At 50.4% G+C, this 17,174-nt stretch carries 17 protein-coding genes and 1 pseudogene; 12 read left to right on the forward strand and 6 right to left on the reverse strand.

Going from position 1 to position 17,174, the window contains the following annotated elements; all coding sequences use genetic code 11:
* Positions 1–323 precede the first annotated feature (323 nt).
* The 3 genes from AC5JLP_RS17070 to AC5JLP_RS17080 are packed head-to-tail and all read left to right on the forward strand — an operon-like array spanning position 324 to position 4,177.
* Positions 324–704, forward strand: coding sequence for a trypco2 family protein (locus tag AC5JLP_RS17070; RefSeq protein WP_496069132.1), 381 nt, complete (start codon positions 324–326; stop codon positions 702–704).
* 21 nt (positions 705–725) lie between these two features.
* Positions 726–3,338 (forward strand): CHASE2 domain-containing protein, encoded by a 2,613-nt coding sequence (locus tag AC5JLP_RS17075; protein ID WP_496069133.1) that lies wholly within the window; start codon positions 726–728, stop codon positions 3,336–3,338.
* Positions 3,335–4,177, forward strand: coding sequence for a DUF928 domain-containing protein (locus AC5JLP_RS17080; protein WP_496069134.1), 843 nt, complete (start codon positions 3,335–3,337; stop codon positions 4,175–4,177). Before AC5JLP_RS17075 ends, AC5JLP_RS17080 begins: the two co-directional genes overlap by 4 nt.
* Positions 4,178–4,220: 43 nt before the next feature.
* On the opposite strand, the gene AC5JLP_RS17085 is transcribed toward AC5JLP_RS17080, so the two are convergent.
* Positions 4,221–4,835, reverse strand: a complete 615-nt coding sequence (locus tag AC5JLP_RS17085) for a Uma2 family endonuclease (RefSeq protein ID WP_496069135.1) — start codon at positions 4,833–4,835, stop codon at positions 4,221–4,223.
* Positions 4,836–4,953: 118 nt separating this feature from the next.
* On the opposite strand from AC5JLP_RS17085, the gene AC5JLP_RS17090 reads away from it, so the two are divergent.
* Together AC5JLP_RS17090 and AC5JLP_RS17095 are read left to right on the forward strand one after the other, a co-directional pair.
* A complete protein-coding gene (locus tag AC5JLP_RS17090) occupies positions 4,954–5,535 on the forward strand; it encodes a Crp/Fnr family transcriptional regulator (RefSeq protein ID WP_496069136.1) in 582 nt (193 codons plus the stop codon).
* 61 nt (positions 5,536–5,596) lie between these two features.
* Positions 5,597–6,034, forward strand: a complete 438-nt coding sequence (locus tag AC5JLP_RS17095) for an SRPBCC family protein (protein WP_496069137.1) — start codon at positions 5,597–5,599, stop codon at positions 6,032–6,034.
* Between the two features lie 134 nt (positions 6,035–6,168).
* On the opposite strand, the gene AC5JLP_RS17100 is transcribed toward AC5JLP_RS17095, so the two are convergent.
* Complete coding sequence (locus AC5JLP_RS17100; RefSeq protein ID WP_496069138.1) at positions 6,169–6,333, reverse strand: hypothetical protein; 165 nt, start codon at positions 6,331–6,333, stop codon at positions 6,169–6,171.
* Positions 6,334–6,361: 28 nt separating this feature from the next.
* Positions 6,362–7,231, reverse strand: coding sequence for an oxygen-dependent tRNA uridine(34) hydroxylase TrhO (gene trhO / locus AC5JLP_RS17105; protein ID WP_496069139.1), 870 nt, complete (start codon positions 7,229–7,231; stop codon positions 6,362–6,364).
* A gap of 364 nt (positions 7,232–7,595) precedes the next feature.
* Between trhO and AC5JLP_RS17110 the strand changes: the two genes are divergently transcribed.
* The 3 genes from AC5JLP_RS17110 (at position 7,596) to AC5JLP_RS17120 (ending at position 10,772) form a co-directional block, all read left to right on the forward strand.
* Positions 7,596–8,087 (forward strand): hypothetical protein, encoded by a 492-nt coding sequence (locus tag AC5JLP_RS17110; protein ID WP_496069140.1) that lies wholly within the window; start codon positions 7,596–7,598, stop codon positions 8,085–8,087.
* A gap of 84 nt (positions 8,088–8,171) precedes the next feature.
* Complete coding sequence (gene speA, locus AC5JLP_RS17115) at positions 8,172–10,271, forward strand: biosynthetic arginine decarboxylase (RefSeq protein ID WP_496069141.1); 2,100 nt, start codon at positions 8,172–8,174, stop codon at positions 10,269–10,271.
* Between the two features lie 192 nt (positions 10,272–10,463).
* Positions 10,464–10,772 (forward strand): hypothetical protein, encoded by a 309-nt coding sequence (locus tag AC5JLP_RS17120; RefSeq protein WP_496069142.1) that lies wholly within the window; start codon positions 10,464–10,466, stop codon positions 10,770–10,772.
* A gap of 116 nt (positions 10,773–10,888) precedes the next feature.
* Here AC5JLP_RS17120 and AC5JLP_RS17125 read toward each other — a convergent pair whose 3' ends face one another.
* Both AC5JLP_RS17125 and AC5JLP_RS17130 read right to left on the reverse strand, forming a co-directional pair.
* Positions 10,889–11,185, reverse strand: a complete 297-nt coding sequence (locus AC5JLP_RS17125) for an ankyrin repeat domain-containing protein (RefSeq protein WP_496069143.1) — start codon at positions 11,183–11,185, stop codon at positions 10,889–10,891.
* Positions 11,186–11,252: 67 nt separating this feature from the next.
* Positions 11,253–12,794: pseudogene (locus tag AC5JLP_RS17130) on the reverse strand (ankyrin repeat domain-containing protein); the annotation flags it as partial.
* A gap of 316 nt (positions 12,795–13,110) precedes the next feature.
* Between AC5JLP_RS17130 and ccmP the strand changes: the two are divergent.
* The 4 genes from ccmP (at position 13,111) to AC5JLP_RS17150 (ending at position 16,332) form a co-directional block, all read left to right on the forward strand.
* Entirely contained in the window at positions 13,111–13,752 is a 642-nt protein-coding gene (gene ccmP, locus AC5JLP_RS17135) for a beta-carboxysome protein CcmP (protein WP_496069144.1), read from the forward strand.
* 115 nt (positions 13,753–13,867) lie between these two features.
* Positions 13,868–14,779 carry a pentapeptide repeat-containing protein gene (locus AC5JLP_RS17140; protein ID WP_496069145.1) on the forward strand — a complete coding sequence of 304 codons (912 nt, stop codon included), beginning with the start codon at positions 13,868–13,870 and terminating at the stop codon, positions 14,777–14,779.
* A 211-nt stretch (positions 14,780–14,990) separates the two neighbouring features.
* On the forward strand, positions 14,991–15,389 hold the full coding sequence (locus tag AC5JLP_RS17145) for a hypothetical protein (protein WP_496069146.1): 399 nt from the start codon (positions 14,991–14,993) through the stop codon (positions 15,387–15,389).
* 208 nt (positions 15,390–15,597) lie between these two features.
* Complete coding sequence (locus tag AC5JLP_RS17150) at positions 15,598–16,332, forward strand: Uma2 family endonuclease (RefSeq protein ID WP_496069147.1); 735 nt, start codon at positions 15,598–15,600, stop codon at positions 16,330–16,332.
* A gap of 162 nt (positions 16,333–16,494) precedes the next feature.
* Here AC5JLP_RS17150 and AC5JLP_RS17155 read toward each other — a convergent pair whose 3' ends face one another.
* Entirely contained in the window at positions 16,495–17,130 is a 636-nt protein-coding gene (locus tag AC5JLP_RS17155) for a peroxiredoxin (RefSeq protein WP_496069148.1), read from the reverse strand.
* Between the last annotated feature and the right edge of the window lie 44 nt (positions 17,131–17,174).

Raw genomic sequence — 17,174 nt, forward strand, 5'->3', positions numbered from 1 at the left:
ATAATATCGTAAGGACTTACGCAAAAGCGGTCATCTTTCGCCCCCTAGGGCGTGTTTTAAAACCCTTGAAAGCCCCCCACCCCCAATTCTGGGGGCTTTCAAACAGGCTTCAAAGTCCCCAATCTTGGGGGATTTGGGGGGCAGAAGCTTCAGCAACGAAGCGATTAGGAGTTTTAAAACACAGCCTAGCCCCCACTTTTGGGGGAACCGAGCCAATGAAGGCCCCCAGCGTTGGGGTTGGGGCAAATGCGTAAGTCCTAATCGTGTATGGTGAGGCTGAGAATGATGATATTCACTCAAGATTCACCGTTTGGAGGTTCGAGATGGCAGATGAGAACCCGGCTGGAATTGGGCTGGCAGAACTGATTCAACAAGTGAAACAGGAGTTGTTGACACCTGCCGAGAGTGAAGGTGTAGATTTTCCCCTCCTGGCAGTAGACTCAGTAGAACTGGAATTGCAGGTAACGGTGAAGAAGGAAGGCAAAGGTGGAGTCAAAATCTACGTCCTGGAAGTTGGGGGCGGCGGTAGCCGGGATGATGTTCAGAAAGTGAAAGTCACTCTCTCGCCACTGTTAACTAAAGAAATGCTGTTAGATTTGTACCGCAAACGACATCCCGAACAGTTAAAAGAGTTCGTTGCTCAAAATCTGGAAGGCTTGATGAAGACCGTTGAGGATGGCAGTCGGCTTGGCGACCAATTCTAGCGACTGTACTGAGGTAAGTGGATGGAACTGTTCGAGCTATATCTTGCTCCTGGTGAAGCCGCCAACCAATTCAAAGTAACGGTGAGCCAGTCTTCTGTGGGGGAAGGCTCGGTTGAGTCACTACTACCATTTTTTGAGGGGGAGCATGACTGGCGGACAACCCTACTCAAAACGATGGAGTCCACCGCCTTCGATCCTGACAACTTTCAAATCCCAAATGAGCAAGCCTGGATGGTTCATGCAGGTCTTCTTTCCAACGATCGCCAGACCCTGCATCCCACCCGATTGAAAACGATTGGGCGATCGCTCTATCAGGCGTTGTTTCCCCAAGACAGTGTGGTCAAGCAACGGTTGCAGTCTGCTCTAAGCTTTGCCGAGAGCAAGGATATACGCTTGCATATCCGCCTAAAATTTGATGCCAATTCTACTCCGCGATCGCGCTTGGCAGACTATCCCTGGGAACTGATCCACGATGGTCAACGGTTTCTCGCGCAACATCAGGTGACGTTCTCCCGCTACATCGCGCATGACACGGTTCCGCCAAACCTACCAGCAACCAAGCAAATCACGGTTTTGCTGGTCTCGTCCTCTGCATCCGATGTGGCTCAAGGGTTGAAGCCAATCTCCACAACCGAGCAACAGGCCATTCAGCAGGGATTGGAAAAAGCAACGCAAACAGGAGACATCCGCTTAGTGCAACTGGAGCGCTCAACGCTCAGGCATTTGAGGGCATATCTGACAGAACAGACTGGAGATGCCTACCCTCAGGTACTGCACTTTGATGGGCACGGCTTGTTTGGTAAGCGCTGTGTCAATGAGCAGTGCCGCGCTATCCATAAGGGAATCAAAGTTGAGCGTTGTCGAATTTGCGGGACAGCATTGCCAGATGCTCAGGGCTATCTGGTCTTTGAGCAAGAAGACGGGAAGCCAGACTATGTTAGTGCAGCGGCATTAGGGGCATTGCTCCAACAAACGAGTTTTGCTGATGGCACTCGCTCATCCAACAGAATTGCCTTGACAGTGCTGAGTGCGTGTCAATCTGGGATGTCTGTTGTAGGCGATTCTCTCTTTAATGGTATGGCCCAAAACTTGATCAGCCATCGGGTTCCTGCGGTCGTGGCGATGCAATATTCCGTCAGTGTGCAATCAGCAGCCCAGTTCGCAGAACAGTTTTATCGGTCATTAGGACAAAAAAATGCGCTGGCGATCGCGGTAAGCCAGGGTAGAGAAGCAATGGGTGCAGAAGGAAACCAATGGTATCGTCCGGTGCTTTATTTGCGCTGGCGAGACAATGGCGGGGGGCAGTTGTTTGCAATCACCCACCCGTCTGATGTTTTCTCACCAACAACCAAAGCTTCTAAACCAATTGAGCAAGCTGTTGGCTGGCTTGGACGCTCCTGGTATCGCTGCGTTTCGATCGTAAGTTTGGGGGTAACGAGCATTGTCTTTGGATTACGCCTTCAAGGAAATTTGCAACCTTATGAGCTAGCGGCGTTTGACAGGTTACTCAACATACGAATCAATGACCAACCGGATGATCGGTTGTTGATTGTTGAGATCAATAAGAATGACGTGAAGCGATGGGGAGGAGGACAGACAAAGGAGCGAGCCACTTTGTCAGATGACGTCATTACTAAACTATTGCAAACGCTTGACCGTTACGAACCGAAGGCGATCGGGCTAGATGTCTATCGCCCCTTTGCTGCTGAACCCAATAGCGAACTAGAGCGGCGTTTGAGAACAGATCAAAAAATTGTTTCTGTCTGCAAAGCTTCTGATCAGTCAGATTACGAAGCTGATGCCTATGCTCCTCCTCCTGAGCTGCCATTAGAGCGTCAGGGTTTTAGTGATTTTATTTACCTGGAAGATGGTGGAGCTAATGGTGGAGTTATCCGGCGCTATCTGTTTGCAATGAAACCAGATGCGACATCTCCTTGTAAGGCTGGGTTTGCCTTTAGCTTTCAGTTAGCGATGAAATACTTGAGCGTTGAGCCAGAATTAACTGATGAAGGATACAAACTTGGTGATACTCTTTTTACTCCCATGAATTACCCAGCAGGGGGGTATTGGAACTTCGACGATCGGGGGCATCAAGTATTGCTTGATTATCGGGCACCAGAAGGTTCAGTCAGAAAGATTGCTACGACCAAAACGCTGACTGAGATTCTTGAAGAAAAAGGTATTAATGAGGACTTAAAGAGACGGATTATCATGGTTGCGGTCACCGATCCAGAGTTTCGGGACTATTGGCATACACCTCTCAGTGATAACCCAGTACCGGGAATTATCATCCATGCACAAATGGTTGGTCAGATCCTGAGAGTTGTTGAGGATAAGCAGCGTATGATCTGGTACTTGCCTTCAGCAGCAGAATTACTTTGGGTTGTGGGTTGGACAGTCGGCAGTAGTTTACTTGTTTGGAAAAGCTACCGTTTTCTACTATTTGCTTTATCCCTGGCAACGGTATCGAGTATTTTGGTAGCAAGTTGTACTCTTGCATTTGTTCTTCTCCGACTCTGGCTGCCACTGATCCCTACATTATTTGTCTTAATTCCTACAGGTAGTTTTGTTTTTCTAGTCAAGTTTTACGCCGACAAAAGCTTCACAGAATCTGATACTGAGGGACGTGTATGAACCCCTGGCTTAAGCAAGTCAAATTTGTCCATGCTTTGGCAATTGCTATTGTCATATCTACAATTTATGTTCCTGAAGCATTAGCTAAGCCAGCTCGATCGCCAAATCTTCTAGTGCAAATTCTTCGCTTTTTTACTCCACGCGATAATCGTAATCGGGAGTCGCCCGCTGGACGACAAAAAGGTGGGGCCACTCGCGATCGCTGTCCCACGATCCAACCACCCCAACCACCCCTAACGGCACTCGTGCCTGCAACACCTGATGGAACTCCATTTGTCGAAAAGACGATTCAAGACCGTCCCATCTTCTGGTTTTATGTTCCCTTCGTGCCAACCTCAAGCCGCAATGCTGAATTTGCGATCTTTGATGAAAGCGAAAAGGATGTCTATGCTGCAAAATTTCTCCTCACTCAGCAACCAGGCATTGTGCGTCTGCAACTACCCAACACGATGCCAGCTTTGCAGGAAGGCAAACGGTATCGCTGGGTTTTTTCCGTTATTTGTAATGCAGCCAACCGCTCTGGGGACGCAACCGTTAATGGTTGGGTACAACGAGTGTCATTAACCCCAGAACTCAACCGTCAGTTGCAACAGAAGAATGAGTTAACAGTGATTTCAGCTTATGCCAATGCAGCATTATGGCACGAGATGTTGACCGCTATGGCAGAGTTTCAACGGCAAAAGCCTCAAAATTCTCAAGCTAAAGCAACCTGGATGTCTACATTACATCTGCTTGGGCTGACCAAACCCGTCTCAGATCATTGGAACACCTATCGACTGCCGCTAACCTCTCCACTTCCGCAAACCTCGGGGGGTTTCACCAAGAATCAAGCAATGTGACCAACAGACTGGCTTAAACCTCCGAGGTTTTGGTAAAGTGCGGCTATTTCTGCGATCGCGCCTTCAGTGCCTCACGAAACGCCATCACTGCATCAAACTGCTCCTCTGGTTTCACATACCTCGCTAACAGCTCAACATTACAATCTGGTAGCAACTCACTCACTGCAACTAATTCATATACCTCAGCCCGCAAATGATAGATTGCAAAGCGTCCATTTTCCCACACCCATACCTCCGTAACCTCCAGCCCTCGGTAAATCTCAAGCTTATCCACCATGCCGCTACTCAGTACAACCTCAATTGCCAAATCAGGAAACTCCTTTTTCTGCCCCAGGCAATAGCACTCATCCGGCTCCAATCCCCGCTGTTTAGCAACCTTGCGAAACGTTGCCGAACCAATAGCATGAAAGCGAGTGCGGGTTTCCTGAAAGTATGCCTCCATCAACATCCCAATCATTTTCTTGAGTTCTTCGTGCAGAGGCGATGTGGTCATAATTTCTAACGCGCCTTCCAGATAGCTCAACCGCAAAGCAGGGAAATCATCACCCAGGGTAGCTAGCAAAATCTCATACTGCTGCCAACTTACACCCTGAAGCACCACGCGCTGTTCTGGCAAAGATTGTTCGTCAATCGATGAAGACAGAAGTTGAGGAGCCATAGGATTCACGTCAAATTCGTCCTTTCATACTAGGCGATTAGCGCGTCCTCTATGTAGTACGATCGCCCCTGATTGTAGATTGAGTAGAACAAGGTTGCCACTATGCATGATTGTGAGTATGCATGAACCTTTGGAAACGTTTGTTCGACAGATTGCGCCCCAGTTCACCATTGACTGGAATCGGGTAGAGCCGCTTCTCATGTCAAAGAAACTGCGAAAGGGAGAGTTTCTGTTTCAGGAGGGCGATCGGTGTGAGTTTGTCGGCCTCACGCTGAAGGGTTGCTTACGGATGTTTTTTCTCAAAGACGGTAAAGAACTCACGCTGTTTTTCCAGCCTGAAAAGCATGTCTTTGGCGACTACCAGAGCTTCCGGCAACAGCAGCCAGCTTGCTTTTCCTGCCAAGCGATCGAAGCATCCGAAGTACTGCTGATCAATCAACAGGTCATGCAAACCTTGGAAGCCGCACCCGATGGTCAACGCTTACTGCGGCTGCTTGTTGAACATCTGGCCTTTCGGTTGCGCGATCGGTTGCTGTCCCTGTACCGCGATACACCAGAGCAACGATATTTGTGTTTATTGGAAACAGAGCCACAGCTTTTGCAGCGGCTGCCCCAGCATTATCTCGCCTCTCATTTGGGTATTGAAGCAGAATCGCTCAGTCGGTTAAAGCGAAGAATTTATCAGCGCAGGCTTTCTTAACCCATGTCAATGCAATGGGCTGTGGAGGGCGGATAGCATAATCTTGCTGCAATTGAGAACAATGATGGAAATTAATGCAAATGCACCTGCGATCGCGCGTCACGAACTGTTCATTCACGCATCCAGTGAGAAAATCTGGCAACTCCTTGCCGACATCAACCATTGGCCTACCTGGCATCCAGCCATTGCAGAAGCCAAGCTAGAAGGCTTACTCCAATCCGGTTCGACCTTTCGTTGGAAGTCTGGTGGCACTGCGATTCAATCGACGCTGCAAGAGGTACAGCCTCAGCACCGCTTGAGTTGGACAGGCAAAGCACTTGGCACACGCGCCATTCATGTCTGGATTCTAGAACCGCAACCCAATGGAGTGCTGGTTAAAACCGAAGAATCCTTTGATGGTTGGCTGGTCGGTTTGCTGAAGGGCATGATGCAAAAAACGCTGGATACCTCGCTAAAAAGCTGGCTGGAGCGTTTAAAGCAAGTTGCTGAAACAGCTTAACAGGACTCAAAATTTGAGTTCTATACTGCTGATCGTCCACCGTTGCTGTCTACGTAACCGCGTAGAACCGAATTGATTAAGGCTTGATAATCTTTATCTTCGGCTTGAAACCATCTCAGAATATCTGAATCAATCTAAACCAGTCGCTGTGCTTGAGAGGCGGGAATTCTTACAGTAGCCTTTTCAAAAAACGCTTCCGTCAAGGGTGGAATATCAGAATAGTCAATGCCTTCGTCATCCATTGCTTCGAGTGCTGCCCAATTAGTACGAGAGGTATTGCTCAAGTCTTTGCCGTTCATAACGATTTGCCCTTCGTGCTGAAAAGTTTCATCTTGCTTGCTGTCGTCGTGCTTCTTGACGAGTGCGTTTGGCTTCTGTGAGTTGATCAACACAATGGGGACAGGCAACCCCATCTTCGTAGTCTGGAGAAGCTTTGTCTTCCTCAGAGATAGGATGTCCACAGGCGCGACACATCTCATGGGTGCCAGGTTCTAGCCCATGCTGCACGGCAATCCGTTGATCGAAGACAAAACATTCGCCCTCCCATAAGCTTTCATCGGCAGGCACCTCTTCCAGATACTTGAGGATGCCGCCCTTGAGGTGATAGACCGCCTCGAAGCCCTGCGTCAGCATAAACGCAGACGCTTTTTCACAGCGGATGCCACCTGTGCAGAAGAGCGCGACTTTTTTGTGTTCTACAGGATCGAGGTGGGTGCGGACATATTCTGGAAACTGACGGAACGATCGCGTCTGAGGATTTTCTGCTCCCTGAAAGCTGCCAATGCTCACTTCATAGTCGTTGCGTGTGTCAATCACAGTGACATCAGGATCGGCGATCAGTGCATTCCAATCGTTTGGATCGACATAGATGCCAACTTGAGTATTCGGATTGGCTTCAGGTACGCCGATCGTCACAATTTCCGCTTTCAGTCGTACCTTCATGCGATCGAACGGCTGTGACTGAGCAAACGATTCCTTATGTTCTAAATCTGTCAAACGAGGATCGGCGCGCAGAAAGGATAATACCGCATCGATCGCGTCACGTGAGCCTGCGATCGTGCCATTGATCCCTTCCTCTGCTAGCAAAATCGTCCCCTTCACGCCTTCTAACTGGCACTGTGCTAGCAAGGACGACTGCTTCTCGGCAGCATCCGGGAGGCTGATAAATTTGTAAAGTGTCGCAACAACTACCGTCATGGGTTTATCAATCGCTTTGGCGTTCACCACCGGGCCGCGAATCCCAACTCTGCCGTTGTCTCAGCTTGCCAGCCTTCAAAAATTACTCGCTGCAAAGAAATGAGAGATTAAGCAACGTAGAGATCTAGCCTACGGCAGGGAATCTTTAGACCAGTTTAGATATTCTAGTGAAGACGATCGTACCGTGTAGCCACTAGAACTTAGCGTCGTGGTGCGATCGCAGTATGTATGATCTGGATCGAACATCTTTAGCAAGTGCGTCTCTGGTGCCGTCAGCGATAGTTGCGGCTAAAAATCTAGCAGCAGCACTTACAGCACCACCATTGACGCTTATAACTAAATCAGGGCATGAGGAGATGATGAGATGAATAATCAAGTGCAATCACAAGCAGCAAAAGTTTGGGGCATTATCAAAGACCCCGCCACTGGCGCAACCTACACTCAAACGGTTTCCACAACCTGGTTGATTCTCAAGGAAACAGGCTACCTGCTGTGGTTGGTTATCTGTTTGACGCTGGTGTTTGGCGACTGGATCTGGCGAACGGGCTACCGCACAGGCTGGAGCACCCGCGAATGGATCAACAATTTTGAGAAGCCGAATCCCGATCGCGTAGCTCAAGATGCGGGCCAGGGGCTACTCGAAGCCAGTAAGTCAGCGCTTGCCAGCACACTTGCTACAGCCAGAAATCAGCTTGGCATTGAAGCTAAGCCTGAGCCGCTGCCAACCCGTGCGCCCATTGCGGCTACACCCACGCCCACCCCCACGCCGACACCCCCGCCACGCCCAACCCCCGCGCCCACCTTCACGCCTTCAACACCCCCAACGCCTAAAACCGAAGAGCTAGACTCTGAATAAGTGTTGGGTGCCCTACCTTACCTACGACATCAGAAGGGATGCGGTAGACTAGCACTTCAGAGATGATTGCGAGGGCAAGGAACAATGGGGGCACGGTCAACTGCTGCGAAGGCGGGGTCAGAAACGGGCGCGATCGAGGCAAGCGATCGTTCAACCGTAAATGTTGTTAAACAGACAAGCAACGGCACCGTTGAAACCAGTGGTAGCCGTACTTCAGCCACTTGGTCGATCGAAAAAAGTGAGGAACTCTACCGCATCACAGGCTGGGGCGAACCGTATTTTTCGATCAACGCTGCCGGACATGTGACCGTTTCTCCCGAAGGCGATCGTGGGGGCTCACTCGACCTGTTTGAACTGGTCAATGCCCTCAAGCAACGGAATCTTGGTCTGCCTTTGCTGATTCGGTTCTCGGATATTCTCGAAGACCGCATCGAACGCTTGAATGCCGCGTTTGCAAAGGCGATCGCGCGGTACAACTATCCCGGCGTGTATCGGGGGGTGTATCCTGTTAAATGCAATCAGCAGCGGCATCTCGTCGAAGCCCTCGTCAAATTTGGCAAACCTCACCAGTTTGGCTTAGAAGCGGGCTCCAAGCCCGAACTCATGATCGCGCTGGCAACGCTGAAAACGCCTGGTGCCTTGCTGATTTGCAACGGCTACAAAGACCGGGAATACATTGAAATGGCAATTCTGGCACAGCAGTTGGGACAAACCCCGATCATTGTGCTGGAGCAAATTGAAGAAGTGCCGCTGGTGATTGAAGCGGGTCGCAAGCTGGGTATTCGTCCTATTCTCGGTGTCCGTGCCAAACTCAGCAGCAAAGATGTGGGGCACTGGGGAACTTCAGCAGGCGATCGCGCCAAGTTTGGCTTGACCATCCCTGAAATTCTCAGCACGGTGGAGCAACTCAGCGCGGCGAACATGCTGGACTCGCTGCAACTGCTGCACTACCACATTGGTTCCCAGATCGCGTCGATCGCCGTTGTCAAAACTGCTATTCAAGAAGCCAGCCAAATTTATGTGGAACTGGCTAAACTGGGCGCAGACATGAAATATCTGGATGTCGGTGGCGGCTTGGGCGTGGATTATGACGGCTCCAAAACCAACTTCTACGCTTCCAAAAACTACAATATGCAGAATTACGCGAATGACGTGATTGCTGAAGTCAAGGAAGCCTGCGACGAGCGCAAGTTACCCGTACCAACCTTGATTAGCGAAAGCGGACGGGCGATTACCTCGCATCAATCTGTCCTCGTGTTCGACGTGCTCAGCACCAGCGAAGTCCCCTCTGGCGTACCGGAACCTGTGCAAGAAACCGAACACCTGATCATTCGCAATCTTTACGAAACCTACGAGTCTATCACTGTCGAGAACTATCAAGAGGCGTACCACGACGCAACTCAGTTTAAAGCAGAAGCACTCAGCCTGTTCAACTTTGGCTACGTCAGCCTGCCTGAACGCGCCAGAGCCGAACGCCTCTATTGGGTCTGCTGCGAAAAGATCCTGGCGATCGCTCGTCAGCAAGAATACGTCCCCGATGACCTGGAAGATCTCGAAAAGATCATGGCATCGATCTACTACATCAATCTGTCTGTCTTTCAATCGGCACCAGATACCTGGGCGATCGACCAGCTTTTTCCGATTATGCCCATTCACCGCCTCGACGAGGAGCCTACTAAACGTGCCACTCTCGCCGATCTCACCTGCGACAGCGACGGCAAAATCGATCAATTCATCGACCTGAAAGATGTGAAGCCTGTACTGGAATTGCATTCACTGAAGTCAGAAGTCAGAAGTCAGGAGTCAGAAGGCGCTCATTCACTAATAACTAACAACCAACAACTAACAACTGCCCCTCACTCCCACGAACCTTACTACTTGGGCATGTTCCTCGTCGGCACTTACCAGGAAATTATGGGCAATCTACACAACCTGTTTGGTGATACGAATGCGGTACACATTCATCTCACACCTAAAGGTTACGAGATTGAACATGTGGTCAAAGGCGACACGATGACGGAAGTGTTGGGTTATGTACAGTACGACTCCGAAGATCTGATCGAAAGCATTCGTCAGCAAACCGAACTGGCACTACGAGAAAAGCGCATTACCCTCCAGGACTCTCAACTGCTGCTACAAAACTACGAGCGTAGCCTGAGCCGCTATACTTATCTGTCTGCATAGGATTTGCGATGTAGGGCTTGCCATCATGAGAAATGTTTCAAACACGTTGTTTTCGTTTGTGGGGACGTTACATGTAACATTCCTACAGAGGGTTAAACCACAGATGAGAACATTACGAGAGAAAAGCATGAGCTGTATAGACTCTTAAAATGCGATCGTATAATGCCCTCCTGTACGCCTCTGGTCAACGCGATGACTGATCACGGAAGCCCTGACACCCCAGATAAAATCGACATTCTGATTGACCAGGTTGGACACTTCACCGAGGGTTTAACAGAACTCAAGCTCTTAGTGCAGGCGCAGGCAGAAATTGCCCAAAAACAACTGGAAGCGATCGACAAGCAAGGCGAACGTATCGATCAATTGGCGAAGACCGTACAACAGCAAAGCCACAGCATTGATCGGCTTGCCACCGCGATGGAGGCAACCAACCATAGTCAATCGGAAGCCATTAATCGCTTGGCAGGCATTATCGATCGCCTACTGCCACCCCAGCCTTAATTGAGAATGCTGGCTGCATGGGCGATCGCATCTTTCCGAATCGCTCTGCAAGATCACAACATAAAGAACGCAACTGTTGCTCATCGCGCCTTGTGATAGTGACCGCTCGATCGTCCTTACCCACGCGGTTGACGGCTCAGAAGCTCAATAATTGCCGCGTGGTCTTTGCCTGGATGGTGTCCTTCAGCTTGTCCAAGTCGAGCGTAGTCCAAGGCATCATGAAACTCATCATCATGGGTACGCTGAAAGGGATCTGCCCCTGCTGCTAGTAGTCGTTCAACCACATCCAGATAACCTTGATACGCGGCATCTGCGATCGGAGTAGACCCAGTTTCCCAGCCTAAATTGACATCGGCTCCGGCTTGAATCAGGCGATCGACCATCGCTACGTTCCCTTTGCCCGCCGCTGCCACCAGGGCGTTGCCGTCTTTGTAATTCAACCTCAGCTCGATTAGAAGCAAAGAAACTGCTGGCAATGTACATCAACGCCGTTGTGCCTTCTTCAAACTCTTCGTCGCTACCAAGGTTGGGATCGGCTCCAGCATCCAGGAGGGCTGCGATCGCGCCTGTGTGACCATACATCGCCGCCATCATCAGCGGACTTTTGCCACATTCGGTAAGGGCATTGGGGTCTGCACCGTCTGCCAGCAGTTGCTGCACTTTGGTTGATTTGCCAAACAGGGCAGCATCCCCCAGTTTTTCTGCCAGTTTGTTGGCTTCACGGGCTTTGCTTTTAATCCCTTGAGCAATTTTCTTTTGTCCATGCTTGTCAGCATGGCGACGGGTTTCTTCATCCACAAGAGGATAGAGATAGTCGTATATAGCCTGGTGAGCGCCGCAAGCCGCACTCATAATCGCTGTCTCACCCTGACTCCAGGCGCTAACATCAGCACCGTGAGCCACCAAATGTTGCAACATTTCTAAGCGACCCCGTAATGCCGCCAGCATAATCACTCGATAGTCATCTTCCATGCCTGCATTTGGATCTGCGCCTGCTTCTAACAGCATTTGCAAGAGGGGCAGATTATTTTGCTCGATCGCAATTGCCAATCCGGTTTCCTCAAGATTGCCTCCTTCTGGGGAAGCGCCAGCATCAAGTAGTAACTTGACCAGATCGGGGCGATTTTGCTGGATCGCCATCCCGATCGGGCGAACATTGATGGAAAAGTCGAGTTTATCCAGGTTTGCTCCGGCGGCAATTAACTTTTGAATCATCACCGGATCGCCCCGATAAACGGCTGCGACAAGGGGAACTTCGTCCTCCCAACTACTGGGATTGAGTTCTGCACCGGCTGCTAGCAACCCTTCAACCTGAGCAAACTCATTTTGAAGAATGGCTCGAATCAGCGGTGATGCGTTGTCTTCATCGTATGCAATGCGATCGTCGTCAAGTTCTTTATCGTCGTCCTCGTCCTCATCATTTTCATCGCCCCCTGCCGCATCATCGCCCATCATGCAACTCACACTTGCCTGGGCAAAGCCACCCGCGAATTGTAACCAACCATGCCCCACATTGGCTTGCTGACGGGTCGTGTATTCATCCACCATTTGCGCGATCGCTAACAAATCGGCAAAGAGCGCCTGTGCTGCTCCATACCGCTGCTCAAACTCTTGTACAAACGTCAAATGCTGCTCCAACAGTTCTACAGCGTTCAAGCCAGGGAAGGAAAGGCGAAAGAGCTTTTGTTCGTCGTAGGCGTTGTGCAGGACTTGCACGGTGGTGGTGGTGAGAAAACTCTCGTCCAGAAACTTAGAAACGCAATCAATGCCACCTAACCCCGCTTCTGTTGCCATGACTGAGACCGCGATACGGCGATCGGGCGTGGCATAGGCGTACACTTCGACCTGAGAAAATTGGGAGCTGGTGAGTTTGCCTAAATACGCTAACCCTTGGCTCAAGAGCAGTTGCCCAACGGCGTGAATGCTGGGATGCACCTCAGCAGGTAAGCCTTCATATTCGGTGCCGAAGTAGGTTCCGGCTTGACCGCTATACAGTAAAGGAATGGGTTGCGCTGCACTCATAGAAGACCTCTGCCATCAGGCTTGAACCAAATGTCTCCTTAGAATGCCCTGATTTTTCTATGCTTTTACAAGAGTCAAATCAACGCCCTGTGTTCCAGCCAAACGGCAGTGCTACGCTATGTGTACGGTTAGCCTCAAAGCATCACCATCAGACGACGATCAATAATATCTGTTGATCAATTTGCTCACCAAGTCGCTCAGCCAGCCACCAGAAAGTAGTCAGAAGGTGAAATAATAGCAGACGGATACCCAACGTTCGGGTGCGATTGATCGCAACCAGTTAAAACTAAGTTAGCCATTCAGCCTTCATAAGACCTTGGGTATAGACCTTCGCAGCTACGTATATATCGATCGCCTGCAAGCCCAACACGCGGCTTACATGGGAACTGTTTCCATCGGGTTTCTACCACTTCCAGGCGATGCCTCTCTCTGGATCGAAATTTCTCCCGGTATCGAGATTAACCGCATTACGGATGTTGCTCTCAAATCAGCAGTCGTGCGTCCCGGTGTTTTGGTCGTTGAGCGCTTATATGGCTTGCTGGAAGTGCATTCCAGCAATCAAGGTGAAATTCAAGCAGCGGGTAGAGCTATCTTGGATACGCTAGGCGTGCGGCGACAAGACTGCCTCAGGCCCCGTGTGCTCTCCAGTCAGATCATTCGCAACATTGATCCACACCATACACAGCTCATTAACCGCAACCGTCGCGGACAGATGATTATGGCAGGGCAAACGCTCTACGTGATGGAAGTTGAGCCAGCTGCCTATGCGGCACTTGCCGCCAATGAAGCCGAAAAAGCAGCCATGATCAATATCCTCCAAATTTCAGCCGTAGGTAGCTTTGGTCGGCTCTACCTGGGTGGCGAAGAGCGCGACATCATCGCTGCTGCCGGAGCTGTGGTGGAGGCAATGGAAAATGTCTCTGGACGGAGCCATCCTGACGATCGTCGTGCAGAGTAGGTTGAATGGGAATCAAAGGTGGGTGCGGGGTTTAGGCAAAGAGAGGGGAAGGTTGTTGCTGCCTCTGTTTCGAAGCCCTCGTTTTAAGTCATTTGATGATGTATAGGACGCAAGTATGGCAAATCCAGAGCATCTTGCACAGCTAGACCACGGTGTTGCTCAGTGGAATGAATGGCGACAGCGATCGCCCCAAACATTGCCCGATCTCAGCTACGCCAAGCTCAGTGGCAAGCAGTTTGAAGGCATCAACCTGAGCGGTACGAACCTCAACGGCGCGATCTTTTACAACACCAATTTGAATGGTGCGCAATGCGATGGTGCAACTTTCAACGATGCCAACCTGACGCGAGTTAGCCTTGTCAATGCCACTTTGAGACAGGCAACGTTCATCAACGCTATCCTCAGCGCTGCTAGGCTCAACGGTGCCACGCTTTGTAAGGCGGTCTTCATCGGTGCCGATTTGAGAGTGGCTCTACTGCGACGTACCGACTTGAGCAATGCCGATCTGAGTGCGGCAGATCTGCGTGGAGCTAATCTACGAAACGCTGATCTGGATGCAGCAGATCTCAGCCGCGCCAACCTGAGTGAGGCTATGCTCATTGGTGCTAATCTCAGTAGGGCAACGCTCACCCGTGCGAATTGCGATCGCGCTGAATGTGGACAGGCCGTTCTTTACCGCGCGAATCTTCATACCGCGAATTTAACCGAAGCCCGGTTCGTCGGCACCTATCTCTACGGTGCCGATTTAAGCCAAACAGTCCTGTCAAGCGCTGACTTTTCCTGGTCAAACCTGAGTCGAGTGAATCTGTCTGGCGCGATCGCACACCAAACGAATTTGCGTGGCGTAAACCTCAGACGAGGCAATCTGCGCGATGCCAATTTCACCCAGGCAAATTTACGGGGAGCTAACCTGAGTGAAGCCATGCTCGAAGGCGCAATTCTAATTGAGGCTGATTTGAGTGAGGTGAGGCGCGATCGTACCCAATTTAACGGCGTAACGATGCCCGACGGAAGCTTTCATCGGTAGTAGAGTGACAATGCTGCCTGCTACAAGAAATGAGTGAGTGCATTCCGTGTAAGGTATGGGCACCCTAAAAGTTCAGGTGAGGATTCTACGGTCGCAGCGCTTGCCCCTGGTCTCTAGACTGAGATCACCGCAAGAACGCCATACCTTGATCCACGCTCTATTGCGGCAGTAATTTGTAGCGACTATAAAAACTATTGTGAGAGCAGTTGTTATGCCTAGCCTTGTAGAGCCACGGCTACCCAATCCGTTATCTTCCAATCATTTATCCATGTCCTATCCCGATTATGTTGTAGGAGCAGCCGTTTTTGACTTGAATGGCCTGCCCAAGGAGTACTTTACAACTCCTGAAGACAACAACATGAGTTGGGTGCAAACCATCTTTCAAGCCTTGGGGCTGCGATCGCTCCTCATGTCGTCGCTCCAACTGGAGGGGTTTCACCATGCCACAATTCTTGGTACCGATTATTCAGCCATTGTGGTAAAGCAAAAAGCCCATTACGTTGCGCTGCTAATTCAGCCGAAGGCCCTGATCGATACGGCGTTTATTGAATGGGTACAGGCGTTTGAACCCAGTGAACTCAAGCATAATCCTCGCTTTCATAGTGCTTGATTGCCTTGTAAAGCCATATCGCACGGCTAGCTGATACCAATTTGATTTTCAAAGGCGACACACGGCATGTTTGGGCAGTCAGGAGTTGGAATACATACGACTTCTGACTCCTGGCTTCTGACTCCATATTTTAGGACACCTGTCACAAATACTTATTCAAGCGGTATGAGAAGTACCATAAGGGTGTAGCGTATTGGCTTTGGCACTCATGACGACGCTTTTACCACAAGTTCCTGCGATCGTATATCCCAGTTCCGATGGTGAGCTGTTGGCAGAAACCTCCGTCCATGTTGATGCAATCATTGATGCTGTGGTGGTGCTAAGGCAGCATCTCAATGACCAGCCCGCTATCGTGTTGGCTGACCAATTCCTCTATTACACTCAGGGCTACCCTAGACTACGGGTTGCGCCCGATATTATGGTGGTTTTGAGCGTGACACCTGGGCCACGCGACAACTACAAGCTGTGGGAAGAGGGTCAGATTCCCGTTGTCATTTTTGAGATCACTTCCGAAGTCATCAAAAGCCAGGATCAGGGCTTTAAAAAAACGCTGTATGAGCAGCTTGAAGTGCAGGAATACTGGCAGTTTGATCCTAAAGGCGAGTGGATCGAGGAACAGCTAAGAGGGTTTCGGCTGCGGGGCGATCGCTACGAACCAATTACCGATCGCCGGATTGAACCGCTACAGCTACAGCTTGAGGTGGATGGTCAGCGAATTGCCTTCTACCGGGAAGATACGGGCGAAAAACTGTTAGCTTCTAGCGAATTGGCACAGGCTCTCCGAGAAGAGGTGCAATCTCGCCTGGAAGCGGAAGAACGGGCAGAACAAGAACGCCAACGAGCAAACCAGGAACGCCAACGGGCAGACCAGGCTGAAGCGCAGGTTGCTCAACTGAAGGAACGGCTGCGATCAATGGGTATTGATCCAGAGACAACCCCGTAAATTGGCAGCATCATGCGCTCAAAATCGCCATGACTTCTCCTTCGTGGACAGGTAGTATTTCTACACCACCTGTTGAGTTTCAACTGATTGTGCCAAAAAAGACACGATCGCCCTATGTTGGACGATCGTGACTCATCAACAATTTAGCTCGTGCCGATCAATCTACTTATCGGGCTGAGGTGTTAGACGCAGGTAAGGCTTCACTTCAGTCAGCCCCTTCGGAAACTTCTTCTTCGCGTCTTCGGTGGAAATGGAGGGCACAACGACCACATCATCGCCATCTTTCCAGTTGACGGGAGTTGCTACACCGTAGTTGTCGGTCAATTGCAGAGAATCAATGACCCGCAAGATTTCGTCAAAGTTGCGTCCGGTGCTGGGGGGATAGGTCAGCGTCAGGCGCAGCTTTTTCTGGGGATCGATGACAAAAACCGTGCGAACCGTGATCTTCGCATTGGCGTTGGGGTGCACCATGCCGTACAGGTCAGACACTTTGCGATCGGCATCTGCCAGCAGCGGATAGTTAACGGTCGTTTTTTGCGTTTCATTGATATCGTCGATCCAACCCTTGTGGGAATCATTCGGATCGACGCTAAGCGCCAGCACTTTCACATTGCGCTTGTCGAATTCGGGCTTCAATCTTGCGACTTCGCCAAGTTCGGTGGTGCAAACGGGCGTATAGTCAGCGGGATGGGAGAAGAGAACAACCCAGCTATCCCCTGCCCAGTTGTAGAAATCAATCGGCCCCTCGCTGGACTCTTGAGTAAAGTTGGGGGCGGTATCGCCTAGTTGAAGCGTCATAAGCGTCTTTCCTGCTTGAGTTGCGTTAGCTACATTTCGACAGT

Source organism: Stenomitos rutilans, from assembly GCF_059505485.1.

Excerpts from the sequence above, each read along its gene's own strand:
- AC5JLP_RS17070 (WP_496069132.1), top strand. The coding sequence starts at position 324 with ATGGCAGATGAGAACCCGGCTGGAATTGGGCTGGCAGAACTGATTCAA.
- AC5JLP_RS17075 (WP_496069133.1), top strand. The coding sequence starts at position 726 with ATGGAACTGTTCGAGCTATATCTTGCTCCTGGTGAAGCCGCCAACCAA.
- AC5JLP_RS17080 (WP_496069134.1), top strand. The coding sequence starts at position 3,335 with ATGAACCCCTGGCTTAAGCAAGTCAAATTTGTCCATGCTTTGGCAATT.
- AC5JLP_RS17085 (WP_496069135.1), bottom strand. The coding sequence starts at position 4,835 with ATGGCTCCTCAACTTCTGTCTTCATCGATTGACGAACAATCTTTGCCA.
- AC5JLP_RS17090 (WP_496069136.1), top strand. The coding sequence starts at position 4,954 with ATGCATGAACCTTTGGAAACGTTTGTTCGACAGATTGCGCCCCAGTTC.
- AC5JLP_RS17095 (WP_496069137.1), top strand. The coding sequence starts at position 5,597 with ATGATGGAAATTAATGCAAATGCACCTGCGATCGCGCGTCACGAACTG.
- AC5JLP_RS17100 (WP_496069138.1), bottom strand. The coding sequence starts at position 6,333 with ATGAACGGCAAAGACTTGAGCAATACCTCTCGTACTAATTGGGCAGCA.
- trhO (WP_496069139.1), bottom strand. The coding sequence starts at position 7,231 with ATGACGGTAGTTGTTGCGACACTTTACAAATTTATCAGCCTCCCGGAT.
- AC5JLP_RS17110 (WP_496069140.1), top strand. The coding sequence starts at position 7,596 with ATGAATAATCAAGTGCAATCACAAGCAGCAAAAGTTTGGGGCATTATC.
- speA (WP_496069141.1), top strand. The coding sequence starts at position 8,172 with ATGGGGGCACGGTCAACTGCTGCGAAGGCGGGGTCAGAAACGGGCGCG.
- AC5JLP_RS17120 (WP_496069142.1), top strand. The coding sequence starts at position 10,464 with ATGACTGATCACGGAAGCCCTGACACCCCAGATAAAATCGACATTCTG.
- AC5JLP_RS17140 (WP_496069145.1), top strand. The coding sequence starts at position 13,868 with ATGGCAAATCCAGAGCATCTTGCACAGCTAGACCACGGTGTTGCTCAG.
- AC5JLP_RS17145 (WP_496069146.1), top strand. The coding sequence starts at position 14,991 with ATGCCTAGCCTTGTAGAGCCACGGCTACCCAATCCGTTATCTTCCAAT.
- AC5JLP_RS17150 (WP_496069147.1), top strand. The coding sequence starts at position 15,598 with ATGACGACGCTTTTACCACAAGTTCCTGCGATCGTATATCCCAGTTCC.
- AC5JLP_RS17155 (WP_496069148.1), bottom strand. The coding sequence starts at position 17,130 with ATGACGCTTCAACTAGGCGATACCGCCCCCAACTTTACTCAAGAGTCC.